Annotated in this window: 22 protein-coding genes; 5 read left to right on the top strand and 17 right to left on the bottom strand. The window is 71.1% G+C overall.

Going from position 1 to position 26,454, the window contains the following annotated elements; all coding sequences use genetic code 11:
• Positions 1-177 precede the first annotated feature (177 nt).
• The 7 genes from Ari01nite_RS14420 to Ari01nite_RS14390 form a co-directional block, all read right to left on the bottom strand.
• Positions 178-702, bottom strand: coding sequence for a DinB family protein (locus Ari01nite_RS14420; protein WP_203781731.1), 525 nt, complete (start codon positions 700-702; stop codon positions 178-180).
• On the bottom strand, positions 689-3,367 hold the full coding sequence (locus Ari01nite_RS14415; RefSeq protein ID WP_203781730.1) for a beta-galactosidase: 2,679 nt from the start codon (positions 3,365-3,367) through the stop codon (positions 689-691). The genes Ari01nite_RS14420 and Ari01nite_RS14415 overlap by 14 nt, the downstream gene beginning before the upstream one ends.
• A complete protein-coding gene (locus Ari01nite_RS14410) occupies positions 3,364-4,215 on the bottom strand; it encodes a carbohydrate ABC transporter permease (protein ID WP_203781729.1) in 852 nt (283 codons plus the stop codon). The genes Ari01nite_RS14415 and Ari01nite_RS14410 overlap by 4 nt, the downstream gene beginning before the upstream one ends.
• Positions 4,212-5,117 (bottom strand): carbohydrate ABC transporter permease, encoded by a 906-nt coding sequence (locus Ari01nite_RS14405; protein ID WP_203781728.1) that lies wholly within the window; start codon positions 5,115-5,117, stop codon positions 4,212-4,214. The genes Ari01nite_RS14410 and Ari01nite_RS14405 overlap by 4 nt, the downstream gene beginning before the upstream one ends.
• Positions 5,118-5,120: 3 nt before the next feature.
• The gene (locus tag Ari01nite_RS14400; RefSeq protein ID WP_203781727.1) at positions 5,121-6,413 is read right to left on the bottom strand and encodes an ABC transporter substrate-binding protein; all 1,293 of its coding nucleotides are present in this window, start codon (positions 6,411-6,413) and stop codon (positions 5,121-5,123) included.
• 155 nt (positions 6,414-6,568) lie between these two features.
• Positions 6,569-7,315 (bottom strand): SDR family oxidoreductase, encoded by a 747-nt coding sequence (locus tag Ari01nite_RS14395; RefSeq protein WP_203781726.1) that lies wholly within the window; start codon positions 7,313-7,315, stop codon positions 6,569-6,571.
• A gap of 26 nt (positions 7,316-7,341) precedes the next feature.
• On the bottom strand, positions 7,342-7,854 hold the full coding sequence (locus Ari01nite_RS14390) for a Uma2 family endonuclease (RefSeq protein WP_239162745.1): 513 nt from the start codon (positions 7,852-7,854) through the stop codon (positions 7,342-7,344).
• A gap of 126 nt (positions 7,855-7,980) precedes the next feature.
• Here Ari01nite_RS14390 and Ari01nite_RS14385 point away from each other — a divergent pair, with 126 nt between their 5' ends.
• On the top strand, positions 7,981-8,739 hold the full coding sequence (locus Ari01nite_RS14385; protein ID WP_203781725.1) for a calcium-binding protein: 759 nt from the start codon (positions 7,981-7,983) through the stop codon (positions 8,737-8,739).
• Between the two features lie 4 nt (positions 8,740-8,743).
• Here the strand turns inward: Ari01nite_RS14385 and Ari01nite_RS14380 are convergent, their stop codons facing one another.
• The 4 genes from Ari01nite_RS14380 to Ari01nite_RS14365 all read right to left on the bottom strand — a co-directional run bounded on the left by Ari01nite_RS14380 (position 8,744) and on the right by Ari01nite_RS14365 (position 14,836).
• Positions 8,744-11,434, bottom strand: a complete 2,691-nt coding sequence (locus Ari01nite_RS14380; RefSeq protein ID WP_203781724.1) for an AfsR/SARP family transcriptional regulator — start codon at positions 11,432-11,434, stop codon at positions 8,744-8,746.
• A gap of 52 nt (positions 11,435-11,486) precedes the next feature.
• A complete protein-coding gene (locus Ari01nite_RS14375; protein WP_203781723.1) occupies positions 11,487-12,608 on the bottom strand; it encodes a type 2 periplasmic-binding domain-containing protein in 1,122 nt (373 codons plus the stop codon).
• Between the two features lie 324 nt (positions 12,609-12,932).
• Positions 12,933-13,808 (bottom strand): oxygenase MpaB family protein, encoded by an 876-nt coding sequence (locus Ari01nite_RS14370; RefSeq protein WP_203781722.1) that lies wholly within the window; start codon positions 13,806-13,808, stop codon positions 12,933-12,935.
• Complete coding sequence (locus Ari01nite_RS14365) at positions 13,808-14,836, bottom strand: LLM class F420-dependent oxidoreductase (RefSeq protein ID WP_203781721.1); 1,029 nt, start codon at positions 14,834-14,836, stop codon at positions 13,808-13,810. Before Ari01nite_RS14365 ends, Ari01nite_RS14370 begins: the two co-directional genes overlap by 1 nt.
• A 48-nt stretch (positions 14,837-14,884) precedes the next feature.
• Here Ari01nite_RS14365 and Ari01nite_RS14360 point away from each other — a divergent pair, with 48 nt between their 5' ends.
• Positions 14,885-15,544, top strand: a complete 660-nt coding sequence (locus Ari01nite_RS14360) for a GntR family transcriptional regulator (RefSeq protein ID WP_203781720.1) — start codon at positions 14,885-14,887, stop codon at positions 15,542-15,544.
• 3 nt (positions 15,545-15,547) lie between these two features.
• Here Ari01nite_RS14360 and Ari01nite_RS14355 read toward each other — a convergent pair whose 3' ends face one another.
• On the bottom strand, positions 15,548-16,966 hold the full coding sequence (locus Ari01nite_RS14355) for an aldehyde dehydrogenase family protein (RefSeq protein WP_239162744.1): 1,419 nt from the start codon (positions 16,964-16,966) through the stop codon (positions 15,548-15,550).
• Between the two features lie 74 nt (positions 16,967-17,040).
• On the opposite strand from Ari01nite_RS14355, the gene Ari01nite_RS14350 reads away from it, so the two are divergent.
• The gene (locus Ari01nite_RS14350) at positions 17,041-18,186 is read left to right on the top strand and encodes an acyl-CoA dehydrogenase family protein (protein ID WP_203781719.1); all 1,146 of its coding nucleotides are present in this window, start codon (positions 17,041-17,043) and stop codon (positions 18,184-18,186) included.
• A gap of 1 nt (position 18,187) precedes the next feature.
• On the opposite strand, the gene dgoD is transcribed toward Ari01nite_RS14350, so the two are convergent.
• Both dgoD and Ari01nite_RS14340 read right to left on the bottom strand, forming a co-directional pair.
• Positions 18,188-19,333, bottom strand: coding sequence for a galactonate dehydratase (gene dgoD / locus Ari01nite_RS14345; RefSeq protein WP_203781718.1), 1,146 nt, complete (start codon positions 19,331-19,333; stop codon positions 18,188-18,190).
• Positions 19,330-20,079: an SDR family NAD(P)-dependent oxidoreductase gene (locus Ari01nite_RS14340; protein WP_203781717.1), complete on the bottom strand. Its 750-nt coding sequence runs from the start codon at positions 20,077-20,079 to the stop codon at positions 19,330-19,332. Before Ari01nite_RS14340 ends, dgoD begins: the two co-directional genes overlap by 4 nt.
• Before the next feature lie 83 nt (positions 20,080-20,162).
• Here Ari01nite_RS14340 and Ari01nite_RS14335 point away from each other — a divergent pair, with 83 nt between their 5' ends.
• Positions 20,163-20,900, top strand: coding sequence for a DUF4142 domain-containing protein (locus Ari01nite_RS14335; protein ID WP_203781716.1), 738 nt, complete (start codon positions 20,163-20,165; stop codon positions 20,898-20,900).
• 319 nt (positions 20,901-21,219) lie between these two features.
• Here Ari01nite_RS14335 and Ari01nite_RS14330 read toward each other — a convergent pair whose 3' ends face one another.
• From Ari01nite_RS14330 to Ari01nite_RS14320, 3 genes are all read right to left on the bottom strand, one after another.
• Positions 21,220-23,016 carry an AMP-dependent synthetase/ligase gene (locus Ari01nite_RS14330; RefSeq protein ID WP_203781715.1) on the bottom strand — a complete coding sequence of 599 codons (1,797 nt, stop codon included), beginning with the start codon at positions 23,014-23,016 and terminating at the stop codon, positions 21,220-21,222.
• Positions 23,017-23,030: 14 nt separating this feature from the next.
• Positions 23,031-23,843 (bottom strand): oxygenase MpaB family protein, encoded by an 813-nt coding sequence (locus Ari01nite_RS14325; RefSeq protein ID WP_203781714.1) that lies wholly within the window; start codon positions 23,841-23,843, stop codon positions 23,031-23,033.
• 104 nt (positions 23,844-23,947) lie between these two features.
• On the bottom strand, positions 23,948-25,120 hold the full coding sequence (locus Ari01nite_RS14320) for a TetR/AcrR family transcriptional regulator (RefSeq protein WP_203781713.1): 1,173 nt from the start codon (positions 25,118-25,120) through the stop codon (positions 23,948-23,950).
• A gap of 116 nt (positions 25,121-25,236) precedes the next feature.
• Here Ari01nite_RS14320 and Ari01nite_RS14315 point away from each other — a divergent pair, with 116 nt between their 5' ends.
• Positions 25,237-26,451 carry an acetyl-CoA C-acetyltransferase gene (locus Ari01nite_RS14315; protein WP_203781712.1) on the top strand — a complete coding sequence of 405 codons (1,215 nt, stop codon included), beginning with the start codon at positions 25,237-25,239 and terminating at the stop codon, positions 26,449-26,451.
• Positions 26,452-26,454 lie beyond the last annotated feature (3 nt).

The raw sequence follows: 26,454 nt of genomic DNA, 5'->3' as shown, positions 1-26,454 counted from the left end.
GCGGGGTGCGGGGCGCGGAGCGCGGGGCGCGGAGCGCGGGGCGCGGGGTGCGGGGCGCGGAGCGCGGGGCGCGGAGCGCGGGGCGCGGAGCGCGGGGTGCGGAGCGCGGGGTGCGGAGCGAGCTTGTTGATTTTGGGTTGTGGGGGAACTGGAACTCGACGACGTCGGGGCGTTGGGTCAGCTGCCTGTTTGGCCGTCTATGGATTCTCGTAGCAGGTCGGCGTGGCCGTTGTGGCGGGCGTATTCCTCGATCATGTGGGTCAGGATGAAGCGTAGGTTGGGGGCCTCGCCGGTTCGGAACTTGCGCTTGGCCACGGTGTGCAGGCCGGTTGCCAGGGCCGGGGTGGTCAGGTCGCGGGAACGGGCGGTGGCGGCCTCCCAACGTTTGCGCAGGTCGTCGGGGTCGTCCTGGGTGGCGGACGTGAAGACCTCGGTCCACTCCAGCTCGTTCCAGGGGGTGGACTGTGGGTTGCCGTGCAGGAAGTGGGAGAACCAGTAGTCCTCCACGCAGGCCATGTGCTTGAGCAGGCCGCCCAGCGTCAAGGGGGACGGGGGCAGGGTGGCTCGCAGGGCGGCGGCGTCCAGGCCGGAGCACTTCCACGCCAAGGTTGCGCGCTGGAAGTCCAGGAAGCCCAGCAAAGTCTCGGCCTCGTCGCCGGCGGGGCGGGGGTCGGGGCGTCCCTGCTCGTCAAGGTTTGCCATGCGGCGACCCTAGACGCACGCCGGTCAGCGTGGGGGGCGTCGGGCCGGCGGTGCCGCGTAGCAGCAGGGTGAGGCGGGTCCCGGTGGTGGTCCAGGCGGGCGGGATCCACAGGACGCCGGGGTCGCCGCCGGTGAAGCCGGCCCGGTGCGGGTCGTTCAGCCACACGCGGCCCAGGCATTCGCCGGCGGCCCACGCGGTCGCGCGCAGTTGGCTGCCGGACAGGTGGACCAGCCAGCCGGCGGGGGCGGCCGGGACGTCCAGGTCCAGCCACGTCTCGGTGCCGGCCGCCAGGGTCACGGGCAGCGTGAAAACCGCGTCGCCGGGTGCGCCGTCCGCGGCGTACCGGAGCAGGTTTTGATCTGTCTGGATTGTGGTGGTCCAGCCGGTGACCGGGCGCAGAACGAGCAACTCGGGACGCACGGGGGCGGCGCTCGGGTGGTGGGTGAGGGTGACCGCGGCGCTGGTGGTGCCGGGCGGGAGCAGCAGCCACGGGTTTTCGGCGGGCACGACGACCGGCTCGGCGGCGCCGACCGAGACCGCGACCGGGGTGGTCAGGCCGGCCAGGTGCAGCGCGCTCGGGTGGGTGCGGGGTTTGAGGCTTTTGCGGTACGTGATGAGGTGGCCGACCCGCGTGCTGCTCCAACCGCCCAGTGAACGGATCGGCGCGGGCTCGGCGGCCCACTGCTCGGGGCCGCTGACGGTCCAGTGCGCGGAAAGGTCGTGGGTCGCCGTGACGGCCCAGACGGTGCCGAGGCCGCGGAGGGCGCCGAGGGCCAGGGCGGGTAGGCGGGCGTCGTCGAAGTTGGCGTGCCCCCAGATCTCGACGGTGGCCCGGATCTCGGAGGGGCCGGTGGCGTCGCGCACGTCGATGCGTTCGGTGGCGCCGTAGGCGGCGATCGTCCCGTGAGCGCGGCCGGCGACGGTGAGATCCGCGACGGTGACGTCGGTGAGGTCAGCGGCGCCGATGAGGAGCAGGTCGTCGATGCCGGTCAGGTCGGTGACGGCGGTGTAGGTGCCGCGTCCTCGATAGACGCCCAGGGACTCGAGGGTGGGCGGAAGGTCGGATACGCCGGTGGGGATGGTGGGGGCGGCGCCGGGGCGGCTGGTGCCGGTGGTCAGTTCCACTGTGGCCGGTGCGGGATGAGCTCGGTCGCGGGGGGCGATGCCGGTCGAGCCGTCCGGGCCGAGCCGGGTCAGCCGAGCGGCATCCGGCGGCGACAGCACGACGATGGTGATGGTGAGGGGGCGGCCGGAACGGTCGAGGCCGTTGACCGCGCGCCGCTCCGGGACGGCTGCCGCCGGGATCTCGATGGCGAGCCGAGCGCGCGGCGCAGAAACGGCGGGCGGCTGCAGGCCGTCTATCACGACCGTCACCGGCACGGTTGCGGCAAATGCCAAAGCCAGCGCCCCCTCCCCGGGCGCCGCGGCCACCAGATCCGCGGACGCCAGGGCCAGCTTCACGTCAGCGCCCCAGCGATTCAGCGGCAAGTCGATCGGGAGCAGGGGGCAGGAGTCGGCGGCCACCGCGACCGGGGTGTCGCAGACCACCGCCGTGCCGTCTGTTGCGCTCAGGTTGGGTAGGGCCAGCAGCCGGCCGCCGCCCGCCAGGTCCAGGGACGACGGCGCCGAGCTTGTCGGGAAGGAGGCCACCGCCACTGGGATGTCCACATGGGACAGAGTGGCCGTTGCCAGCGCGGGGCCCAGCGTCTCCAACACCCGGGACAGGACCTGCGCCGCGGTGAACTCCGGGCGCTCCTCCCCCGTCGGCGACACGTAGCCGCCGAAATCGTAGGAGTGCGTGAACAGGTTTCCGGGCGCGCCCCAGTTGCCCGTGGACGGGGTGAAGCCGAAATTCCAGCCGGACGACTGGAGGTACGGACCCAGCAATGCGGCGCCGCTCGCCAGCAGGCGGCGGAGCGTGGTGTGTTTCCGGTTGGTCTCGGTGACCAGCAGCGGCAGGCCCCGCGCGGCCAGCAACGACGCGTAGTGCCGGACGTCCGTCTCAATGTCCGGTGAGTCGTCGCGCGGGTAGAAGTTGCAGGCCGGCACGATTCCGGGGACGTCTCCGGTGGCGCCGGGGAGATCACCCTGGCCGGCGCAGGCGATCAAAGGCACCGAGATCCCGTACGCGCGCGCCCGGTCGCGCAGAGCCGTCAGGTAGCCGCTGCGGTCGTGGCAGTCGAAGAAGTCCAGCTCGTTCTCCAGCTGGACCATGATGACCGGGCCGCCCGGGTGTTGCCGCTCCGCGAGGATGGGCAGCACCCGGGCGAACCAGCCGTCCACCTGGGCAAGGTATCGGGGCTCGTGCTGGCGTACACCCAATTGGTTGTCCAGCCCGAGCCAGGCCGGCAGGCCGCCGCCGTCCCATTCCGAGCAGATGTACGGGCCGGGCCGCGCCACCACATACAGACCCTCCTCAGCGGCCAGGTCCAGGAACGCCGCCAGGTCGCGCCGGCCCTCGAAACACCACTCGCCGGGGGCCGTCTCGTGGAAGTTCCACGGAAAGTAGACGTCGATGCAGGTGTAGCCCGAACGGCGCACCTGGCGCAGCCGGTCACGCCACTCCTCCCGCGGCAACCGGAAGTAGAACAGCGAGGCACACAGCAGGCGCCGTGGTTCGCCGTCGATCCGGATGCCGGTGGGGTCCAGCTCGATGGCCGTCACTTGATCCCCGCACTTCCGCCGGTGAGGTCCATTTCGTACAGGTACTTCTGGCCCAGGTAGTAGACCGCGATCATCGGGAGGGTGAGCAGGATCGAGCCCACCATCACCAGGTTCCACGGCGGCGCCTGCATCGCCGCCGAGGTGCTGCTGATGTACTGCACGCCGAGGGCCAGCGGCATCTTGGACTCGTCGTTCAGGTAGATGAGCGGGCCCATGAAGTCACCCCAGGCGAAGGTCAGGGTGAAGATGGCGATCGCGATCAGCGCGGGGGCCAGCATGGGCAGCATGATCCGCCGGTAGACGCCGAAGAAGCCCAGGCCGTCGACCATGGCGGCCTCGTCGACCTCGCGCGGCAACCGCGAGACGAACTGGCGCATCAGGAACACGTTGAAGGCGTTCGAGAAGAAGTTCGGCACGATCAGCGGCAGGAAAGTGTTCACCCAGCCCAGCTCCTTGAACAGGATGAACTGGGGAATCATGGTGATCTGGGCGGGGATCATCATGGTCGCGATGACGATGATGAACAGGGCGTTCTTGCCGGGGGCGCGCAGCCGGGCGAACGCGTACCCGACCAGGCCGCTGGAGAGCACCTGACCGGCCACCGACCCGATCGAAATGATGATCGAGTTGACCAGGAACATGCCCATCGGCAGCGAGGTGTCGAAGACGCGGGCGAAGTTCTCCCAGTGGAACTCGCGCGGGATGATCGTGAACGTGTTGGTGTTGACGGTCTGGTCCGAGGCCAGGGCCACCGAGACCACGAACACCAGGGGCACCGAGAGCAGCGCCGACACGATCATGAGGGTCGCGTACGTGAACGGCGAGGCCCGGAAGGCGGAAACCCTCACTTCACCTCCGTCTCGTAGAACACCCAGCGCCGGGCCGTCCGGAACGCGACGATCGTGAAGCCGAGGATCACCAGGAACAGCAGCCAGGAGATCGCCGACGCGTAGCCCATGTGGTAGAAGCTGAACGCCTGGTCGAACAGCAGCAGCACCATGGTCGTGCTGGCGTTGTTCGGGCCGCCGCGGGTCGGGCTGGTGATCACGTAGACCTGCGAGAAGATCTGGAACGCCGCGATCAGGCCCATCACCAGGTTGAAGAAGATGATCGGGGTGAGCTGCGGGAACGTGATGCTCCAGAACTGCCGCACCGGGCCGGCCCCGTCGACCTCGGCCGCCTCGTACAGCTCCCGGGGTATGCCTTTCATCGCGGCAAGCAGGAGCACGGTGGCACTGCCGGCACCCCACACGGACAGGAGCACCAGTGCCGGTTTGACCCAGAACTCCTCGAGGAGCCAGGCCGGCCCCTTGATGCCGAACAGTCCGAGCAGGTCGTTCATCGGCCCGGACGGCGCCAGCACGATCTTGAAGATCATCGCGGTGGCCACCAGCGGCACCAGCGTGGGCAGATAGATCAGCGTCCGGAACAGCTTGCGGCCGCGGATCCGCTTGTTGAGCAGGTTCGCGAACCAGAGCCCGAGCACGAGGCCGAGCGGCACCGAGACGGCGGCGTAGTAGAAGGTGTTCCAGAGCGCCTTCCAGAAGATCGGGTCGTCGGTGAGCAGCCGCTTGTAGTTGTCCAGACCGACCCACTTGGGCGGGGTGAACGTGTCCCAGTCGGTCAGCGAGAAGTACAGCGAGCTGATCATCGGGCCGAGCAGGAAGACCAGAAACCCGATGATCCACGGCGACACGAACAGGTAGAACCAGAACGCCTCCTGCTGGCGGCGCTTGCTGAGCCGGGGCATCGGCTACGCGGGCTTGATGATCGACTCGAGCTGCTTCTGGATCGCGTCCAGCGCGCTCTTGGCGTCCTGCTTGCCGAGGAAGAAATTGGCCAGGCCGTCGTCGAACGCCTTCTGCATCTCGTTCCACTCCGGGATGAACGGCGCGCGGTAGACGAACGCCGACGAGTCGCCGAACGCTTTCATATTGACCGACTTGGTCATCCAGGCCGGTTTGAGGAACGCGTCGCTCTTCTGCACCTCGACGCTGGCCGGCACGTCCTGGCCGAGGTCGATGATGGTCTTCTGGGCCTCCGGCGAGGTGAGGAACTGAATGGCCTTGAAGGCGTTGTCCGGGTTCTTCGCGGTCCGCGAGATGGCCAGGCCGCTGCCGAACGCGCTGACCGCCTGCTGCTTACCCCGCCACATCGGCGCGATGTCCCAGTCGATCTCGCTCTTGAGCAGCCCGGAGATCGCCCAGAACCCGGTGATGTTGACGGCCACCTTGCCGTTCGCGAACGCCTGGTCGCCGCCCACGTCGGCGCCCATGTCGGCGTACTGCTCCTTGGTCGGCACCACCTTGTGCCTGGTGGTCAGGTCGCCGACCCAGGCGAGCGCCTCGACCACCTCGGGGCTGTTGACGGCCGGCCGCCCCGCGTCGTCGATGATCTTCCCGCCGTTCTGGTACGCGAGGCTCCACCACTGCGGCCACCACCCGGCACCCGCGAAACCCCACTGCTTGCCCGGAATGCTCAGCGCCTGGAACGACGCGAGCATCTCCTCCCAGGTCGACTCGGCCGACGGCAGCTTGAGGCCGGCCTTGGTGAAGAGCGCCTTGTTGTAGTAGACGATCATCGCGCCCGAGCGGTCCGGGATCGCAAAGACCTGGTTCTTGTACGTGTAGATGCCGCCGACCGCGCCGTAGCCGGCCGCCAGGTCGAGGCCCGCCTTCTTGACCAGCTCGTCGAGCGGGAGCAGCTGGTTCTTGCCGGCGTACGCGTTGACGTTCTCGGCCACCTCCATGATGTCCGGCCCGGTGCCGCCGGCGATCATGGTCTGCACCTTCTGCGCGTACGTCTCGTCCGGGATGAGCTGGAGCTTCACCGACAGGTCCGGGTACTTGGCGACGAGCAGATCGAGCCGCTTCTGGTACGCGACCCGGTCCGAGTCGCCGCCCCAGACCGTCATCGTGAGCGGTCCGCCCTTACCGGACTCGCCGTCGCTGTCCGCACCGCACGCGGTGAGGGTGATGACCCCCGCGGCCGCCGCGCCCATACCGAGAAAACGCCGCCGCGAAATACCTGCCGAGTGGCCAGTCATCCTGCTCAGCCTCCTATGTCGAGAATATTTCCGGCCGATTAATGGGCTGGAGCCTAGGGATTCCGCCAATCCTTCGTCAAGGGGTCATAGGAAGTGATGCCGTTCCGTTTCTTCACCCAACCGGGAGGCCGCTCGGCTCGACGCCGGAAAACCGATCAGACCATGCGGCGTACGACCGAAAGTGGCAACACCCGCATGGCCGCACCGATCGGCACCCACGGCCACGCGGGCACGTACGCCTTGGCCCGGCGCTTCTCGATGGCCCGCACCATGGCCCGCACGCCGGTCGCCGTGTCCACCATGAACTTCGTCCGCTGCTGCACCCGCTCGTTCATCTCGGACCGGATGTAGCCCGGGAAGATCACCGACACGTCCACGCCCGGAATCCGCTCCGACCGGATCCCCTCGGCCAGCGCCGCCACGCCCGCCTTGGTGGCCGCGTACGTGGTCATCGATCGCCGCATCCCGCGCAGCGCCGACATCGACGAGATCACGACGAGGTGCCCGCTCCCCTGCCCGCGAAAGATCTCCAGCGCCGCCTCGCTCTGCGCCAGCGCCGCCATGAAGTTGACCATCGCGGTCTCCCGGTTGGCGTCCGCCCGCCCGGTGCCGAGCGGCGCCCCCTTGCCCAGGCCGGCGTTCACGATCACCCGGTCGACTCGCCCGAACTCCGCGGCGAACTCCTTGAACACCGCGGTCACCGCGGCGTCGTCGGTGACATCCAGAGCCCGTACGCCCACCCGCCGCCCCGGATGCCGCCCGGCGATCTCATCCCGGAGTTGCGCCAGCCGGTCCACCCGCCGGGCACACAGCGCCAGGTCATAGCCGAGCGCCGCAAACTGCCGGGCCATCTCCGCCCCGAGGCCGGCACTGGCCCCGGTGATCAGAACCACCTTCGTCATGCCCCACACCGTAGGCGACGATGCGCTCAGCCGAGGTCGTGCTCGCCCGGGGTGGTGTTGAGGACCCAGGCCAACGGCATGGTCGCCTTGACCGCGTAAACCTCACCGTCGAGGCGGTGCATGGTGACGGTCTGGGCCTGGTCCAGGTCGACGACCCAGTACTGCGGGATACCTGCGGCGGCGTACTCACTCCGTTTGGTGACGGTATCCACACCTTCGGAGCCAGGTGAAATGATCTCCACCACGAGGAGCACGTCGTCCACCGGAAGCCAAACGCCGTCAGCCTGGGCCTTGCTCCAGACGACCAGGTCAGGAATTCGCCCGCCGACTCCGTTTCGCCCCTCGATGCGTAAGCCGACCGCCTGCGCGATCCTGTCGGCCGGCACGCCAGCCGCGGCGAGCCACACCATCAGCCGGGTCGCAACAATCGCGTGGGCGTACCCTGGCGGCGGCAGGATCGAGAGGACTCCCTCGGGGCTGATCTCGTAACGATGGTGATCGTCCGCGGCCATCATCGCCGTCAGGTCGTCGAGCGTCACGACCGGGGGCATGTACCTGCCGACAGCCTCTGAGCTCATGACGGCACCGTAGCGCCGAACCTTTTCCGAAACCCCGTCGGTCACGGTGTGCGGGCAAGTTTCCGAACACCGAGGGGGGAACGAGGAATGAGGTTCCAGAGAATCGCGACCGCCGTCTTCGCGCTGCTGCTGGCGGCGGCCGGGCTGGCCGCCACCGGGCCGGCCGCGGTGGCCGCGACGACCTGCTTCGGGCAGAACGCGACCATCGTGATCGCCGCGCCCGACCTGCGCACCAACGGCACCGCCGGGGTCGACGTCATCGTCGGAACCAGCGGGCACGACACCATCTTCGCGCTGGGCGGCAACGACCTGGTCTGCGGGCTGGGCGGCGACGACTTCATCAACGGCAACTGCGCCCAGTGCACCGGCAACGTCAACGACAACGACCGGCTCGACGGCGGGGCGGGCGCCGACCACCTGTTCGGCTACGGGGGCAACGACGAGATCTACGGCAGCTCCGGCAACGACTACATCGACGGCGGTGACGTCTTCTCCGGGGGCGGCCGGGACACCATGTTCGGCGGCTCCGGCGACGACAGCATCTACGGTGGCTCGGAGGATGTCGACTTCCTGGACGGCGGCGCCAACAACGACTTCCTGTCCGGCAGTGGCGCACCCGACACCATCAACGGCGGCACCGGCGACGACCGGATGTACGGCAACCGCGGTGCGGACCAGATGACCGGCGGCAGCGGCGTCGACTTCATGGTCGGCAACCACGACAACGACACCATCAACGGCGTCGACGGCGCGGCCGGCGACACCCTCGAGGGCGACGGCCCGTTCGTGCCGGCCGGCCCGGACACCTGCGTCGGCGACACCGGGGACATCATCTCCACCTGCTGACGGGTCAGCGGCAACCGGCGAGGCGCGCCCGCGCCTCGCCGTTGTCGTGCCCGAGTTCGTCGAGCAGGTGCAACGCCTCCTGCCACGCGTCCCGGGCCAGTTCCTGCAGGCCCGCGTCGCGCCTGGCGTCGCCGAGCTTCAGCAGGGTCTCCGCCTGCGCCGGCCGGTCGCCGGTGTCCCGGTAGAGTTCCAGGCCGCGCTGACAGCAGTCGGCCGCCCGGTCGTGCTCGCCGCGCCGCCCGTGCACCATGCCGATGCTGTCCCAGGCCGCCGCCTCGCCGTGCCGGTTGCCGATCTCGCGGTTGAGCCGCACCGCCCGGTCGCACGCGTCCAGCGCGCCCGCCAGTTCGCCGCGCCGGGCCAGCGCCACCCCCAGGTTGTTCAGCGCGCGTGCCTGCCCCGCCCGGTCACCCACCTCTTCGAACAGGGCCAGCGACCGGCGGTCGTGGCTGAGCTCGGCGTCCCGGTCACCCAGGCGGGCGGCCAGCCGGGCGAGGTTGACGTACGTCGTGGCCAGTCCCGCCCGGTCGCCGAGCGCCTCGAACAGCTCCCGTGCCCGCTCGAGGTGCCGCTGCGCCGGCTCGTCAGCGCCGAGCATGTCGTGCGCCCGCCCCAGCGCCCGGCACGCGTGCGCCTCCCCGGGCCGGTCCCCCAGCCGCCCGGCCGCCGCCAGCGCCGCCGTCTGCACCGCGACCTGCGCCCGCCACTGTCCCTGCAGGTTCAGGTAGGTGCTCAGCGTCCAGGCCAGCTGCCAGGTCGCGCGATCGTCGCCCGCCGAGAGCACCACCGCGAGCAGCACCTCGTGCTCGGCCACGAACCAGGCCAGCGCGTCGTCCGCCGTCTCCGGCACGACACCGGCCCCCGCAGGTTCCAACAAGATCTTTTCCCGGTACGGGTACAGCAGCTGATCGGCGTGGAAGGCGCTGTGCAGGTAGTGCTCGAGCATCCGTCCGGCCGCGGCCGGTTCGGCCGCCAGCTCCGCGGCGTACGCCCGCAACAGATCGTGCAGCTGAAAGCGCCCCGCGCGATGCTCCGTCACCAGGTTGGCGGTGACCAGCTCGCCGATCAGCTCCCGGGTCTCGTCGAGCGTCGCAGCCGCCAGGCTGGCCGCCGCCGCGATCGTGACGTCCGGCCCGGGGTGCACGCCGAGCAGCCGGAACAGCCGTGCCGCCGCCGCGCCGAGCGCCCGGTACGACCAGGACAGCACCGCCCGCACGTCGATCGCCGGATCGCTGCTGGCGAAGCCGTCGAGTTGCTGCCGCGCCGCCCGCAGGTCCGCGGCCAGCGCCGCCAGCCCGGCCCCCGGCCGCGCCACCGCCCGCCCGGCCACGATGGACAGCGCCAACGGCAGCCGCGCACACCGCCGCACGATCTCGGCCACCGCCCCGGTTTCGGCCGCCACCCGCTCCGCCCCGAGCCGCCCGGCCAGCAACTCCCCCGCCTCGCGCCGGCTCAGCAGCGCCAGCGGCAACGGTTCGGCCCCGTCCACCGCCACCAGTCCCGCGAGCGCGTCCCGGCTGGTCACCACGGCCGCACACCCGGGCGTCCCCGGCAGCAGCGGCCGCACCTGGCCGGCGTCCCGGCAGTTGTCCAGCACCACCAGCACCCGCCGCCCGGCGAGCAGGCTGCGATAGAGCCCCACCTGCGCGTCCAGCCCCGCCGGGATGCGCTCGGCCGGCACCGCGAAGGCGTCCAGAAACCCGCGCACCGCCGCCACCGGCGGGACGGCGCCGCCGCCCGGGTGATAGCCGCGCAGGTTGACGAAGAGCAGCCCGTCCGGGAACCGCTCCGCCACGGCGTGTGCCCAGTGCACCGCGAGCGCCGACTTCCCGGCCCCGGCCGTGCCCGACACCGCCAGCACCAGCACGCCGGCGTCCAGCGCCGCCGTCATCCGCCCCAGCTCCTCGGAACGCCCGGTGAAGGCCCGCGGCGCCGCCGGCAACTGCCGCGGCACCGGCAGTCCCACCGCACGCCGCACCCCCACCGCGGCCAGGCCGGGTTCGCTGCTGAGCATCGCCTGGTGCAGGTCGCGCAGCGCCGGTGACGGGTCGGCGCCGAGTTCGTCGGCGAGCGCCGCGCGCAGATCCGCGTAGCGCCGCAGCGCCTCCGCCTGCCGGCCGCAGCGGTACAGCGCCAGCATCACCTGCGCGGCCACCCGCTCGTCGAGCGGATGCCGGTCCGCGGTGCCGAGCAGGGTGGTCAGCAGGGCGGCGTGTTCGCCGGCCGCCAGCGCCAGGTCGTTGCGGTCGAGTTCGGCCGCGTGCCGTTCGCGCTCCAGCGCCACCCGGACGGCTTCGCACCACGGGGTGGAGAGGGCGTCGAAGGCCGGTCCGCGCCACAGTTCGAGCGCACCGTCGAGGTGGCCCTCCTGCACCAGGTGGCGGAAGCGATGCAGGTCGACGGCCATCGGGTCGACCGACAGCAGATAGCCACCGCGCTGCCGCTGGATCGCGACCCCGGGCGCCGGCCGCAGCGCCGCGCGCAGCCGGGACAGGTAACCGGCCAGCGCGGTCCGGGCGTGCTGCGGCAGGCGGTCGCCCCAGGCCCGGTCGAGCAGGGCGCCGGCCGGCACCGTCCGGTTCGCATCGACCAGCAGGGCGGCCAGCACCAGGCGCTGCCGGGCGTGCCCGACATCGACCGGGGCGCCGTCGATGAGCACCTCGACCGCGCCGAGAACCCGGAACTCCACCCGCATGACACCGGAAGGCTAGCGGCGCGCGGGCCGCCGGGCTGTCACCTACTTCGCACTACTCGCAAATCGGCGAACCGCTGCCGCCCCAGTTGAGCGCGTCGAAGTTGGGGCGGTGCCAGTCGGTGGCCACCGGGCCGAGCCGCGGCCCGATGCTCTGCGCGTACGCCTCGCTGTAGCCGCGGTCCAGGCTGCTGGTCTGGTCGACGAACTCCTGGACGACCGTGGTCAGGTCGCGGCAGGTCACCGGGTGGCCGTCCCGGATGGCCACGCCGTAGTACTGCGGCTTGTCCACCGAGTCCCAGCCGGCCAGCCCGGGATCGGTGCCGACCAGGGCACCGGTGGAGCGGTCGATGTGGGGATGCGTCCGGTTCGCGTCGACGACCTCGGCGTCCGGGTTGTACGCCTTCAGCGTGCTCCAGTCGGTCGCCGCGTACACCACCTCGCTGTTGGGGTCGAACATGTCGCGCAGGCAGTCGGCGGTGTTCTGGTAGACGCCGGTCGCCATGATCGCGCCGCCCGCCTTGGGGTCCTGGGTGGCGAGGAAACTGGCCATGGAACTGTTCCCGGTGGTGCCCAGCACGCCGCACACCGTGGGATTGTGCTTTTCGGCATCGGGGCTGAACCAGGCGCCCTCCCGGATTTTGCCGGCGTTTCCCCAGACCCCGGCGGTGTCCAGGTAATAGGGCCCGGCAAAGTCCACGGATTTGGCCCGCAACGTGTTCGCGGTGTACGACGAGACGACGATATCGACGCGGCCGTTCTGCAGTGCCTTGTCGCGCTGATTCTGGAACAGCCGGATCGATTCCCAGTCCTCGACGCCGTAGTGCTCCATGATCCAGCCGATCAGTCTGGCGTCGAAGGAGTTCCAGCCCGGAATGTCGCCGGACACCCCGACCCGGATCTTGCCCGAGAAGTACAGCGACGGCTCGTCCTGGTTGTACGGTCGCGGCCAGACGACGGCCTGCACCACCAGCAACACCGTGACGACCACGGAGATCACCGTGACCGGCCGGCCGACCCACGCCTTGCCGACCCGGTTCAGCAGGATGGCGAGCACGGCGATCCCGGCGGTCACCGCCCAGCCGAGGACGTTGAGCAGGGTGGCGTCGGGATTGACGAACGCCATGCGGATCGCGAGAGCGATCGCGGCCACCGCGGGCAGCACCCAGCGGACCATTTCCGAGCCGAACCTGGCGGGGTTGTAAGCCGATGTTTCCGCAGTCACCGAGAGCCCTTCCGTGGACCCGTAAGCACAGCGCGGAGAAATTAGCAGACGGCGACCCGAAGTAGATAGTGGTTGGTCAACATGCGCGGCGCCGGCCACGGCGAGATTGCGCAGCATGGGAGCGGCCCGGTCGGGAAAGAAGCGGGCGCCGGGATAGGCCACGGCCAGCACCCGGCCGCGGACCGCGGACTCCGGCACGCGGTAGCGCAGCAGGAACAGCGCGCCGGGGCCAGCAGCAGGATCAGCCCGGCCGGCAGCAACACGCGGCGGACACGGTCAGGCTCGGCCCAGACGTTCGGCCGGCGCGTCGGGCCCCAGGTCGGCAGGCCGGTAGCCGTCGGGGTAGCCCGGGTAGGTGCGGTTGTGCTTGGAGACGCCGAGCAGCGACCGGCGGCGCGGCGGAAAGAGACGCAGGACGGCGGCCCGGGCTCGCAGACCGGCCACGGCCAGGGTGCCGACCCAGCGCGGCGCCGGTTCGAAGCCGAAGGCGCGCAGCATCGGCTCGTCGAGCATGCCGCGCACGCCGAGGCGGACGGCCGGCCGCAGGAAACCCGGGAACCAGGCGGCGAACAGACCGACCGTGTACTCGCCGACCCGCCGGTTGGTGTCCGAGTAGGTGAAGTGCGTCCGTTCGTAGTCGCGCTTGAACTGGGCGTAGGACTCGTACGTCGACGGGAGGTCGCGGATGCCCATCCGCCGGCCGACCTCGCGGTAATAGTGGAACGCGGCAAGGCGCTCGTTGTCGTGCGGCGGCCGCCAGCCGTACCGCTCCAGCCAGTCGATCGGGTCGTAGATGAAGGTGGACAGCACGTAGCGCATGTCGTCGTTGCTGATCGGGTAGCGGCCGTGCGCCCGGTTGACCACCTTGAGCGCCTCGCGGCCGCGCGGCGAGTCGTACCCGTGTGCGGCGATCTCGCCCATCAGCAGCGCGGTGTCGTCGTACCTCTTCTGCGGTCTTTTCTCGAACTCGCCGGTGGCGGCCAGCAGCTTCGAGATGCTCGGGACGCAGTAGGTGCGGAACAGCGCGAACTCCAGCGCCCGGGTGTAGTCCCAGGGGAACTCGTAGCCGGCCGACAGCTGATAGATCTCCAGGTGGTCGCGTTCGGGGTCGAGGGTGGCGATTTCGTCCCGGCGGCGGTAGCGGCGGCCCATCAGCTCATCAGCTCCTTCACCCGGGACAGCAGGCGCAGCGGGTCGTCGCCGACCGGGGTCACGTTGAGGACCGTCGCGCCGGACTCGGCGAAGGCGGCGACGCGGTCCCGGACGTACGACTCCGTGCCGATCAGGCTGGTCTGCTCCAGCAGGTCGGCGGGCACCGCCGCGGCCGCCTCGGCCTTGCGGCCGGACAGGTACAACTCCTGGATCTTGTCGGCCTCGGCGGCGTACCCGTACCGGCTGACCAGGTCGTGGTAGAAGTTGCGGCCGCGGGCGCCCATCCCGCCCACGTACAGCGCGATCATCGGGCGGGCCAGGTCGCGCAGGCCCTCGACGTCGTCGCCGATGGCCAGCAGCCCGCCGGCGACCACCTCGAGCGGCGCCAGCTCGGCCGGTCGCTTCTCCCGGCCGGCCGCCAGCGCCTCGCCCCAGACCCCGGCGGCGTGTGCGGGCGCGTAGAGGAACGGCAGCCAGCCGTCGGCTAACTCGGCGGTCATCCGGACGTTGCGGTCGCCGAGCGCCGCCACGTAGACCGGGATGCGGTCGCGGACCGGGCGGGTCAGCAGTTTGAGCGGCTTGCCGAGGCCGGTGCCCCGCCCGGCGGGCAGCGGGAGCGGATAGAGGCCGTCGTGTTCGAGCACCTCGCGACGCCAGGCGGCCCGGCAGATCTCGATGATCTCCCGGGTACGGGCGATCGGCCGGTCGTACGGAACGCCGTGCCACCCCTCGATCACCTGCGGCCCGGACGCGCCCAGCCCGAGGATCGCCCGCCCGCCGGAGACCGCGTCGAGTCCCGCGGCGGTCTGTGCCAGCAGCGCGGGCGTGCGCGAATAGATCGGTAGGATGGCCGAGCCGATCTCCACCCGTTCGGTGCGGGCGGCCAGGTAACCCATGATGGTCGGCGCGTCGAAGCCGTACGCCTCGGCAACCCAGACGATGTCCAGGCCGGCGCGTTCCCACCCGGCCACCTGGTCGGCGGTCTCCCGCGGGTCGCCCGCGTACATCAATGTCGTGGCCAGCCGCACGATTCACCCTCCGTCGACAATAATTTGATATTTGATACTGTTCCCCGCATGGCCGACCTTCGCCGACCCCAGCTCTCCGACGAGGTGGCCGCCACCCTCCGCGGCCGCATCATGTCGGGCGAGCTGCGTCCCGGCGCCCGGGTCCGGCTCGAGGAGGTCGCCGCCGACCTGGGGGTGAGCATCACGCCGGTCCGCGAGGCGCTGCTCACCCTGCGCGGCGAGGACATGGTCGAGCTCGAACCCCGCAAGGGGTACGTGGTGGCCCCACTCTCCCAGCAGGACGTGATCGACCTGTTCCAGCTGCAGGGCGACATCGCCGGCGAGCTGGCCGCCCGGGTGGCCGCCCGGATCACCGAGGCCGAACGCGACGAGCTGGCGCTGGCCAACAAGGCCCTGCTGCGGGCCGCCGGGTCGCGCCGCACCGCCGACATCGAGCGCCTGGAGTACGAGTTCCACCGCACCATCAACCGGCTGGCCGGCGCCCGCAAGCTCAGCTGGTTCCTGCACACCGCCACCCGGTACACCCCGGCCCGCTTCTACGCCGCCGACCCGGCCTGGCGCGACGGCATGCGGGCCGACCACGAGGCGCTGCTGGCCGCGTTCGCCGCGCAGGACGCCGACGCCGCCCGGTCGGTGATGACCCGGCACTTCACCGACGGCGCCGACCTGCTGATCAAGCATCTGGACGACCTCGCCATCTGGGACTGAAATCTAGCCGTGCCGCATCTTGAATAGTCGCTTGGCGCGTTCCAGCACGGCCGGGTCGCGGCCGAAGCTCATCAGGTCCATCGGGGCGCGGAAGCGCCGCCAGGTCACCGACTGCGCCCGGCTGAACTCGCGGAGGCCGTCGGCGCCGTGCACCCGGCCGAAGCCGGAGTCGCCCACCCCGCCGAACGGGAGCGCCGGCACCGCCGCGAAACCCAGCACCGCGTTGATCGACGCGGCCCCCGTGCGCAGCCGGCGAGCCACTCCCACCGCGGCCCTGCGGTCGGCCGAGAAGATGGACGCGGCCAGGCCGTAGCGGGACGCGTTGGCCAGCCGCACCGCCTCGTCCAGGCTGTCCACCGGGTTGACCACGAGGGTCGGGCCGAAGGTCTCCTCGGTCATCGCGGTGCTGTCCTCGGGCACCTCGGCGAGCACCACCGGATGCACGTACGGGGCCCGGATCGCCTCGGGCCCGCCGACCACCGCCTTGCCGCCCCGGTCGATGGCGTCATCGACGTGCCGCCGGATGACGTCGACCTGGGCCGGCACGGTCATCGGCCCGTACGGTGCCGCGTCGTCCGCGCCGGGCCGCAGCGTCTCGGCGATCGCGGTGAGCCGGGCCAGGAAGTCGGCGTAGACGGTGCGCTGCACGTACACCCGCTCGACGCCGGCGCAGGTCTGGCCCGCGTTGCCGAAGCCGCCGAACGCCGCGGCCTTGGCGGCCGCGTCCAGGTCGGCGTCGGCGGCCACGATCATGGCGTCCTTGCCGCCGCCCTCGATGACCGCGGGGGTGAGCGTCTCGGCGCAGGCGGCCAGCACCCGGCGGGCGGTGGCGGCCGAGCCGGTGAACGCCACCTTGTCGACCCCGGCCCGGCACAGCGCCGCGCCGACGGCGCCGTCGCCGGTGACGGCCTGGAGCACGGGCTGGTCCGGCACCGCCTCGGCCCAGGCGCCGGCGAGCCAGACGCCGGTGCGCGGTGTGTGTTCGCTGGGCTTGAAGACCACCGCGTTGCCGGCCGCAAGCGCGTACGAGATCGAGCCGAGCGGCGTGTAGACCGGATAGTTCCACGGCCCGATCGCACCGATCACGCCGAGCGGCCGGTATTCCAGCGCGGCGCCCTGGTCGGCGGCGAGCAGCCCGGAGCGGACCCGGCGCCGGCCCAGCACGTGCCCGGCCCGGCGGGCGGCCCAGTCCAGGTGCTCGACCGCGAGCATCACCTCGAGCAGCGCGTCACCCACCGGCTTGCCGGTCTCCTCGTGGATCACGGCGGACAGCTCGTCGGACCGGGACGCGATGATCCGTTTCCAGCCGAGGAGCCTTTCCTTCCGCTCCCCGAACGAAAGCCCGGCCCACCAGGCGGCCGCGACGCGGGCCCGGTCCACAGCCTGGATGACCTCATCCTCGTACACGACATCCTCGGACACGGTGCCTCCAAGATTTGATATTTGATATGCTACGTTCGCTGTCAATCCCTGGTCGCACCGGAGATGAGATTGACATGGATCTTGATTTCACCGATGAGCAGCGGGCCTTCACGGAGGCCCTCACCGACTTCGCCAAGCGGGAGGCCGGCACCCGGCAACTGCGTGACACGCTGACCGGCGGCGGCCAGCACTCACACCATCAGGGCCTCTATCAGAAGATGGCCGACCTCGGCTGGCTCGGCGTCTCGATACCGGAGGACCGGGGCGGCGCCGGCGGGGGCATGGTCGACACCTGCCTGTTCCTCGAACACACCGCGTACGGGATGCTGCCGATCGGCGGGTTCGCCACCTCGGCCATCGTGGCCGGTGCGGTGCAGCGCTTCGGCTCGGCCGCCCAGCAGGAGACGGTGCTCGGTGGCGTGGCCGCCGGGCGCACCTACTCGATCGCGATGTCCGAGCCCGAGGCCGGCTCCGACGTGGCCAACCTGAGCTGCCGGGCGGTCGCCGGACCGGACGGCTCCTATGTGCTCAACGGCCAGAAGACCTGGTGCTCGAACGCGCACTTCGCCGACGCGATCCTGCTGGTGGCCCGCACCGGCGGGTCCCCCGGCGACCACGACGGCCTCACCATGCTGCTGGTGCCCACCGACGCCGCGGGTCTGCGGATCAGCGGCATCGACACGATGGGCGGCCGCGAGGTCAACGACCTGTACTTCACCGACTGCACGGTCCCGGCCGACGCGGTGGTGGGCGCGGTCGACCAGGGCTGGTGGCAGCTGATGGCCGGGCTCAACCTGGAACGGCTCATCCTGGCGGCGCTGATGCTCGGCACCGCACGGCGCACGTTCGACGACACGCTCGCGTACGTGCGGGAACGCAAGCAGTTCGGCCGGCCGATCGGCAGCTTCCAGGTGCTGCGGCACCGGATCGCCGACCTGGCCACCGAGATCGCCTGCTGCGGCCTGCTCGTCTACCGCACCGCCGAACTGGTCGACCGGGACCCGTCGCGGGTGCTGCCCCGGGAGAGCTCGATGGTCAAGCTCAAGACCACCGAGGTGGCCAAGGAGGTGGCCCTGGCCGGCATGCAGATGATGGGCGGGTACGGGTACGCCACCGAGTACGACATGGAGCGGCACGTGCGGGCCACCCTGATCAGCACGGTCTACGGCGGCACCAGCGAGATCCAGCGGGACATCATCGGCAAGACGTACGGCCTCTGATTCACCACTCCGCGAAGGACCCGTCTGGGTGGCGCCAGACGGGATTCCGCCAGCGGTGGCCCTGTTGAGCGGCGCGCTCGACGGCGGCCTCATCGATTTCGATACCCAATCCCGCCGCTCTGGTCCGGCGGACCTCGCCTTGTTCCACCCGCAGCGGCCCGGTGTCGACGAGGTAGTCGAGCAGATCGTTGCCGTGGTGGTAATGAATGCCCAGGCTCTGCTCCTGGATCAGCAGATTGGGTACGGCGAAACCGAGTTGGAGGCTGGCGGCCAGCGCGATCGGCCCGAGCGGGCAGTGCGGTGCCAGCGCGACGTCGTAGGCCTCGGCCATCGCGGCGATCCGGCGTACCTCGGAAATGCCGCCGGCATGACTGACGTCCGGCTGGGCCACCGCGATACCGGACGGCAGCACGTCGCGGAAGTCCCACCGGGAGTAGAGCCGCTCGCCGGTGGCCAGCGGCACCGAGGTCTGCCGGGACAGCGCGCCGAGGTGGGCGCTGTGCTCGGGCAGCACGGCCTCCTCGACGAACATCGGCAGCAGCGGCTCCAGCAGCGGCAGCACCCGGCGGGCCTGCGCGGTCGACATCCGGCCGTGGAAGTCGACGGCCACGTCGTTGGTGTCGCCGATGGCCGCCCGCACCGCCGCGACCCGGTCGACGACCTCGCGGGTGCGGGCCGGGGTGTCGATCGCGGTCATCTCGGCCGACCCGTTCATCTTGACCGCGGTGAAGCCGGCCTCGACCTGGGCCCGGGCCTGGTCGGCCACCTCCGCCGGGCGGTCACCACCCACCCAGGCGTACGTCCGGATCTTGTCCCGCACCGGGCCGCCGAGCAGCGCGTACACCGGAAGGTTGGAAGCTTTGCCGGTGATGTCCCACAGTGCCTGGTCGATCCCGGCGACGGCGCTGCTGAGCACCGGCCCGCCCCGGTAGAAGCCACCCCGAGTCAGCACCTGCCAGTGATCCTCGATGTGCCGTGGGTCCCGCCCGATCAGATATTCGCTGAGCTCGGCAACGGCGGCCCGCACAGTTTCGGCGCGACCCTCGACAACCGGCTCCCCCCACCCGGTGATGCCCGCATCGGTCCGGACGCGCAGAAACACCCAGCGCGGCGGGACCAGGAAAGTATCCAGCGCGGTGATCTTCACGACGACTCCGTCGAAACGCTCCAGCCGCCGTCGACCACCAGGCAGGCTCCGGTGATGAAGGACGCCTCGGGCGCGGCCAGGAAGGCGACCGCGGCGGCCACCTCGTCCGGCCGGCCGAACCGTCCGGCGGGCGTCTCCCGGATGGTGGCGGCCCGGCCGTCCTCGTCGATGCCGTCCCAGGCCGGGCTCATGATCGGGCCAGGAACAACCACATTCACGCGTACGCCCGGCGCGTACTCGACCGCAAGCTGCCGGGCCAGCGATTCGAGCGCTCCCTTGGCGGCCGCGTACGGCGCACAGCCCCTGATCCCGGTCCGCGCGTGCACCGAGGAGGTCAGCACGACCGCCGCGTCCGGACTCAGGCGCTTGTGCAGATGATGCATGCCGAGATAGGTCGCTTTCAGCACCACGCTGATCTGCCGGTCCCAGTCGCCGGCCGGCATGTCGTGGATCGGCCGCGCCGGCACCACCCGCCCCGGCCCGTTCAGGTGCAGCACGTCCAGGCTTTCGAGTTGCGCGGCCACGTTCTGCCACGCCGCCGCCTCGGTCACGTCGCCGTGCGCGTACGCTGCCCTGCCGCCGTTGCTCTTGATCTCGGCAACGATCGCCGCCCCGGCGTCGTCCGCGATGTCCATCAGCAGCACGTCCGCGCCCTCTGCCGCCAGCCTCCGCGAGACGGCCGCCCCGATCCCCGAGGCCGCCGCGGTGACCAGTGCCGTGCGCCCGGAAAATCGACCTTCATCCATCACCGCGACAGCTTATTTCCTCCTTAGCGCTGTCTTTGCCGATTTGACGCCGCGTCCACCCGTGAGTTTGAGTGCCTCCCGAAATGACAATTTCTCGCCTGCCCCACGCCGCGCGAGCCGTCACCACCCTGCTGGCTGCCCTGGCCGGCACCCTGCTCGTGCCCGCACCAGCCCAAGCGGCCGGCCCCGTGTCGGCCACCGACCGCGACTTCGTCGCCCAGGCCCACAACACCGCCACCTTCGCCGTAGCCGCCAGCGAACTGGCCGAAACCAGCGGCGCCGGCACTCAGATCCAGACCATCGGAAGAAAGGTCCTGGAGCAGGACCGCCAGCTGGCCGACCGGGTGCGCACCGCCGCCACCCGCCTGCAGATCGTGCTGCCCACCCCCACCGGCACCGACCTGGCCACCCTGGAGACAAGTTCGGGCGAGGACTTCGCCGCGGCCTACATAGACCGCCTGCGAACCTCCGACGGCTCCCTGCTCGAACTGGCTGTCACGGTGCGGGTCCACACCCGCAACGACGTGATCCGCGACCTGGCCCACCGAACCGCCAGCACGATGATGGCCCAGCTCCCGTTGCTGGAAAGCTCGGGAATGGTCGACTTCATGGCCCTGCCGGCCCAGACGCTGGCCACCGCCCGAGCCGCCGCCCGACCCGGCCCCAACGCCGACCCGGAAATGCTCTCCCAGGCCCGCAGCGGCGACGGCTTCCTGTGGCCGCGCTGGCCGGTGGCGCTGCTGGTGCTCGCCTTGGCCCTGCTGATCGCCTGGTCCACCTGGCGCCGCATCACCAATCCCCCACGCCACCGCCGCCACTGAGGACCCCCTCCGGGCCGGCCGGCCCGCCCGCCGAGCCGGCCCGGAGGCCCCACCCATCACGCATCGGCGGCATCCCGGCCGCGCGATCCGCGCTCCCGCCGGCTCCTGCGCCGCCCACACAACGGCCAGTCAGCATCGCGGCTTCGGCGCCGCCACCATCCGACGCCGCCGTCGTGACCGGAAATCGACAAGGTCGCCGGCTACGGAGAGGTTGTTGCTTCGTACGGTGCCCGCTCGGATGAAGACCTGGCCGGCGCGGACGTCGTCGCCGGAGAAGGCCGGAAGGGTGATCTCCAGGGGGTGCGGCCCTCCGCCGCGCTCATCCGGCGTACAACTGGTCGATGGCGTCCGCGTACCGCTCCTGCACGACGCGGCGCCGCAGCTTGAGGGTGGGTGTGAGCTCGCCACTCTCCGGTGTCCACGCCGTCGGGAGCACCCGGAACGACTTGACCTGCTCGGGGCGGGACAGCTTCGAGTTCGCCGCGGCCACGACGCCGGCGATCTCGGCCAGCAGCACCGGATCTTCAGCGAGCGTGGAAACGGGAGCCGGCGAAAGGCCGCGCCCGCGGGCCCACAGTGGCAGCGTCTCCGCGTCCAGGACAATCAAGGCGGTCACGTACGGGCGGCGGTCGCCGATCGCCACGGCCTGTGCCACCAGCGGGTGCGCGCGCAGCAGGTTTTCGATCTGGGCGGGTGAGATGTTCTTCCCGCTCGAGTTGATGATCAGTTCCTTCTTGCGGTCGGTGATGGTCAGGTAGCCCTCGCCGTCGATCGTCCCCACGTCACCCGTCGCCAGCCAGCCGTCGGCATCGGTGATCGGCTCGACGCCGCCGTCGGGGCGCAGGTATCCGGCGCACACGAGCGGGCCGCGTACCAGGATCTCGCCGTCGCCGGCCAGCCGGATCTCCATGCCGGCGTTGGGCCGGCCCACCGAGCCGGTGCGGAAGTGCTCCGGCGTGTTGATCGTGGCGGTGCCGGTGGTCTCGGTCATCCCCCACACCTCGAGCACGTCCACCCCGATGCTGGCCAGGTAGTACAGCACCTCGACCGGGATCGGCGCGGCACCGCTGCCGGCCATCACCACGTTGTCCAGGCCGAGCTTGGCGCGGATCGGGCGCAGGATCTGGGCGTCCATCGCGGCGTGCCGGGCGGCCAGGTCAGGCGGGATCGGCTGTTCGGCGCCGCGCAGCTTGTAGACCTCGGCGGCGACCGCGCGGGCCGAGTCGACCGCGGCCCGCACCGGGGGATCGGCGAGCCCGAGCTGGGCCTGCAGGCCGGCCACCATCTTCTCCCACACCCGTGGCACCCCGAAGAACGACGCCGGGCGCACGCCGACCAGGCCGGCCAGCACCTGGGTCGGGTCGGGGCAGATGGTCACGTGCCCGGCCCGGTAGATCGGGATGTAGATGCCGAGCATGCGTTCCGCGATGTGCGCCAGCGGCAGGTAGGCCAGCGTCGGCGCGTGCGGCGGGGTCTCGACGGTGTTTTCCAGCGCGACGGCCTGATAGACCACGTTGTGGTGGGTGAGCACCACGCCCTTGGGGTCGCCGGTGGTGCCCGAGGTGTAGAGCAGCGTCACCGGCTGCTCCGGCCGGATCTCCCGCCAGGTTTTCTCGAACGCGGCGGGGTCGGCGGCGTGTGCCTCGGCGCCCCGGGCGGCGACCGTTTGCAGCGCGATGATGCGCCCGCCCTCATCGGGAGAGTCCACGACCACCACGTGCCGCACCCCGGGCAGGTCGGCCAGGAACGGCTGCCACTTGGCCAGCGCCGCCTCGTTCTCCAGCACCACGATCTCGGCCCGGCTGTGCTCGGCGAGGTAGCGCAACTGGTCGGAGGCGAGCGTGGCGTACACGGTGGACGGAACCGCGCCCAGGTGCATGGCCGCGAGGTCGACGAGCCAGTGCTCGGGGCGGCTGGACATCATGATCAGCATCCGGTCGCCGGAGCTCAGGCCGAGCTCGGCCAGGCCGCGGGACAGCGCGGCCACCTCGTCGCGCAGCTGCCGCCAGGTGCGGGTCGTCCCCGCGCCGAGCAGGGTCAGCGCGGGCAGGTCGGGATACTCGGTGGCGTTGCGGTGCAGCAACGCGGGAACGGTCAACCCGAGGGGGGTGTCCATGACATTGGCCTCCTTCAGCCCTCGGCCGCGATCGGTTTGCGGCGCCGGGCGGTTCGCTGGCGGAGATCCCTGAGGTAGTAGTCCTTGGGTATGTGCCGCAGGACGCGCGGCAGCCGCGGATACACCGCGGCGGTGAGGTTGAGGTTGCGGTCGAGCAGCCGCTGCCGGCGGGCCGACCACGGGTAGCCGAAACCGGCCCGGATCGGTGCGGGCAGCAGGCCGATGGTGACGAACCGGTTGACCGGGATCGCCGGGCGCAGCGGCAGCGGCAGGTTCTCCGGCCAGAGCAGCGCGTTCGCGATGTGCCGGCCGGCGTCGCCGACCTGAATGGTGTCGATCATGTGGGCGTAGTAGCGCTCGAAAGATTCCCGGTCGGCCGGCCAGGCGTCTTCGGGGCAGCCGATCGAGGTGGCCAGCACGCTGTACTGGCGGTAGCAGACGTCGGCCTCGGCGGCCGACAGCGGCCGGACCACCCGCTGGTAGAGCACCACGGCGGTGTCGTACAGCGTGGCGTTGACCCAGACCTGCAGGTCGGGGTCGTTGGCGTAGTAGCCGGGCCCGGTGATCCGGCGGTGCATGGCTTCGACGGCCCGGCTGATCTGCCGGCCCTCCTCGCGGGTGCCGAACAGCACCCCGTACACGTAACTCAGGGTGGTGCGCAGCCGGTCGAGCGGGCGCTCGGCGTAGTTGCTGTGGTCGTACACCCCTTGCGCGACACCGGGGTGCGCGATCTGGAGCAGCGTCGCGCGCCCGCCGCCGGCCAGCAGGAGTCCTTCGCCGGCCACCTGACGGATGACCGCGGCGTCCTCAAAGAGACCTGTGTCCATGACCAAGAACGTAAACCGCGATTAACTTCTTGGGAAGGCTCGCGTGCTCAGGGCGCGATTTTGGGCAGGTCGAACCTAGCGCTAGACGAGAATCTGGATTAACTTTAGGCGCTCATCACCGCGTGCATGAGCCGGCTCAGGTGCCGGTCCATCCCGGTGCGCCGGTCGAACCGGACCCAGCGGCTCAGGTCGGTCACGATGTTGAGCGCGGCGTGCACCAGCACCCGCGCCTCCGGGACGGCCAGGCCGGGCCGCGCCGCGCCGAGCAGGCGCACCCACTCCTCGACGTGCAGCCGCTGCACCTTGCGCAGTTCGTGCCGGTCGGCCTCGGGCAGGTTGTTGTTCTCGGCGAGGTAGACCGAGACCAGGTCGCTGCGCTCGAAGGTCAGATCCACGTACGAGTCGACCATCCGCGCCAGCGCGCTCGCGTCGTCGTCCGCGCCGGCCAGGGCCGCCGCGGTGGCCTCGGCGACCCGTTCGGAGGCCCGGTAGAAGGCGGCCGCGAGCAGGTCGGCCTTGCTCGGGAAGTAGCGGTAGACGCTGGACGCCGTGGTGCCCGCGGCCCGGCCGATGTCCTCGAGGTTGACCGCGTGGTAGCCGCGGCGGCGGAACAGCCGGATCGCCTCGGCCAGCAGGATCTCGCGGCGGGTGGCCGGCCGGACCGGCGGGACCGGGGCGCCGGGCGGCGGCACCGGGGTGGGCGGCTCGCCGCGCAGCACCGACCGGGCGACCCGGGACAGCAACTGCTCGGCCCGGCCCTTGGCGATCGGTCCGCGGTGGGTGCTGAGGCTGCCGAACACGCTGAGCACCGCCCGGACCAGCGCGTCGGCGTCCTCGGGGGCGATCTCCGTCCGGGCCGCCAGCAGCGGCGCTACGAGCCGCTCGCGCAGCACCAGCAGGTCGGTGCCGAACTCGGTCCGGTGCTCGTCGGTGAGGTAGCGCCACTCCCACTGATAGAGCCCGCCGGTGCGGCGGTGCGCCACCGAGAGCCGGGCCAGCGCGCCGACCTGGGCGTCCAGCGTGGCCCACGGATCGGCGGCCGGCGGCAGGCCGGTGGCGTCGAGGGTGGCGTCGATCAGGCCGCGGGTGGCGGCGACCAGGATCGCGTACTTGCTCGGGAAGTGCCGGTAGACCGCGGGGGCGCTGATGCCGACCGTGGCGGCGATCTCCTCGAGGCTGACGCCGTGGTAGCCATGGACGCAGAACAGTTCCGCCGAGACCTGGGCGATCTGGGCCTTGCGGTCCTTGGGCCGCTTGCGAACCGCTGCGCTGGACACCGCGACAGCGTAGCCGGGTTAGCTGTGATTCGCGCCAGACCGGCATCGAGAACCTTGACAGCGAGCGGAAACGAACCAATAAGTTAATGGGGATTCGCATACGAACGGAGGCCGCGGTGACTGGCGAGGCGTTTCTCTACGAGGCCGTACGCACCCCGCGCGGCCGCGGCAAGCGGACCGGGGCGCTGCACGGCGTCAAACCGGTCTCGCTGGTCGTCGGCCTGATCGGCGAGTTGCGCCGCCGGCTGCCGGACCTCGATCCGGCCGACCTCGACGACGTGGTGCTCGGCGTCGTCTCCCCGATCGGCGAGCAGGGCGCCGACCTGGCCAAGACCGCGGCGCTCGCGGCCGGCCTGCCGTACACGGTGGCCGGCGTGCAGCTCAACCGCTTCTGCGGCTCCGGGCTGGAGGCCGTGAACAGCGCCGCCCAGCAGGTCCGGGCCGGCTGGGCCGACCTGGTGCTGGCCGGCGGCGTCGAGTCGATGTCCCGGGTCCCGATGGGCTCGGACGGCGGCGCCTGGGCGCTCGACCCGGAGACCAACCTGGCCACCGACTTCGTCCCGCAGGGCGTCGGCGCCGACCTGATCGCCACCCTGGACGGCTTCTCCCAGCAGGATGTCGACGCCTGGGCGCTGCGCTCGCAGCAGCGGGCCGCGCAGGCCTGGCAGAACGGACACTTCGCGCGCTCGGTCGTGCCGGTGCTCGACCGCAACGGCCTGGTCGTGCTGGAGCGCGACGAGCACCACCGGCCGGACACCACGGCCGAGGGGCTGGCGGCGCTCAAGCCGTCCTTCGCCACGATCGGCAAGCAGGGCGGGTTCGACGCGGTGGCGCTGGAGAAATACCACTGGGTCGAACGGATCGAGCACGTGCACACGGCCGGCAACTCGTCCGGCATCGTGGACGGCGCGGCGCTCACCCTGATCGGCTCGGCGGCGGCCGGCGAGCGGGCCGGCATCACCCCGCGGGCCCGGATCGTGTCGGCCGCGCTGAGCGGCGCCGACCCGACCATCATGCTGACCGGGCCGGCGCCGGCCTGCCGCAAGGCCCTGGACCGGGCCGGCCTGACCGTCGACGACCTCGACCTGGTCGAGATCAACGAGGCGTTCGCGGCGGTGGTCCTGCACTTCATCGACGATCTCAAGATCGATACGGAGATCGTGAACGTCAACGGCGGGGCGATCGCACTCGGTCACCCGCTCGGCGCCACCGGCGCCATGCTCCTCGGCACCGTCGTCGACGAACTCGAGCGGCGCGGCGGCCGGTACGGCCTGGTCACTCTCTGCATCGGCGGCGGGATGGGCATCGCCACCGTCGTCGAGCGGCTCTGAGCA

Source organism: Paractinoplanes rishiriensis, from assembly GCF_016862375.1.
Lineage (GTDB): Bacteria > Actinomycetota > Actinomycetes > Mycobacteriales > Micromonosporaceae > Actinoplanes > Actinoplanes rishiriensis.
Note: the sequence above shows the minus strand (reverse complement) of the source record. Positions and strands in the feature narration are given on the sequence as shown.

Excerpts from the sequence above, each read along its gene's own strand:
- Ari01nite_RS14420 (WP_203781731.1), bottom strand. The coding sequence starts at position 702 with ATGGCAAACCTTGACGAGCAGGGACGCCCCGACCCCCGCCCCGCCGGC.
- Ari01nite_RS14405 (WP_203781728.1), bottom strand. The coding sequence starts at position 5,117 with ATGCCCCGGCTCAGCAAGCGCCGCCAGCAGGAGGCGTTCTGGTTCTAC.
- Ari01nite_RS14400 (WP_203781727.1), bottom strand. The coding sequence starts at position 6,413 with ATGACTGGCCACTCGGCAGGTATTTCGCGGCGGCGTTTTCTCGGTATG.
- Ari01nite_RS14395 (WP_203781726.1), bottom strand. The coding sequence starts at position 7,315 with ATGACGAAGGTGGTTCTGATCACCGGGGCCAGTGCCGGCCTCGGGGCG.
- Ari01nite_RS14385 (WP_203781725.1), top strand. The coding sequence starts at position 7,981 with ATGAGGTTCCAGAGAATCGCGACCGCCGTCTTCGCGCTGCTGCTGGCG.
- Ari01nite_RS14380 (WP_203781724.1), bottom strand. The coding sequence starts at position 11,434 with ATGCGGGTGGAGTTCCGGGTTCTCGGCGCGGTCGAGGTGCTCATCGAC.
- Ari01nite_RS14375 (WP_203781723.1), bottom strand. The coding sequence starts at position 12,608 with ATGGTCCGCTGGGTGCTGCCCGCGGTGGCCGCGATCGCTCTCGCGATC.
- Ari01nite_RS14370 (WP_203781722.1), bottom strand. The coding sequence starts at position 13,808 with ATGGGCCGCCGCTACCGCCGCCGGGACGAAATCGCCACCCTCGACCCC.
- Ari01nite_RS14360 (WP_203781720.1), top strand. The coding sequence starts at position 14,885 with ATGGCCGACCTTCGCCGACCCCAGCTCTCCGACGAGGTGGCCGCCACC.
- Ari01nite_RS14350 (WP_203781719.1), top strand. The coding sequence starts at position 17,041 with ATGGATCTTGATTTCACCGATGAGCAGCGGGCCTTCACGGAGGCCCTC.
- Ari01nite_RS14340 (WP_203781717.1), bottom strand. The coding sequence starts at position 20,079 with ATGGATGAAGGTCGATTTTCCGGGCGCACGGCACTGGTCACCGCGGCG.
- Ari01nite_RS14335 (WP_203781716.1), top strand. The coding sequence starts at position 20,163 with ATGACAATTTCTCGCCTGCCCCACGCCGCGCGAGCCGTCACCACCCTG.
- Ari01nite_RS14330 (WP_203781715.1), bottom strand. The coding sequence starts at position 23,016 with ATGGACACCCCCCTCGGGTTGACCGTTCCCGCGTTGCTGCACCGCAAC.
- Ari01nite_RS14325 (WP_203781714.1), bottom strand. The coding sequence starts at position 23,843 with ATGGACACAGGTCTCTTTGAGGACGCCGCGGTCATCCGTCAGGTGGCC.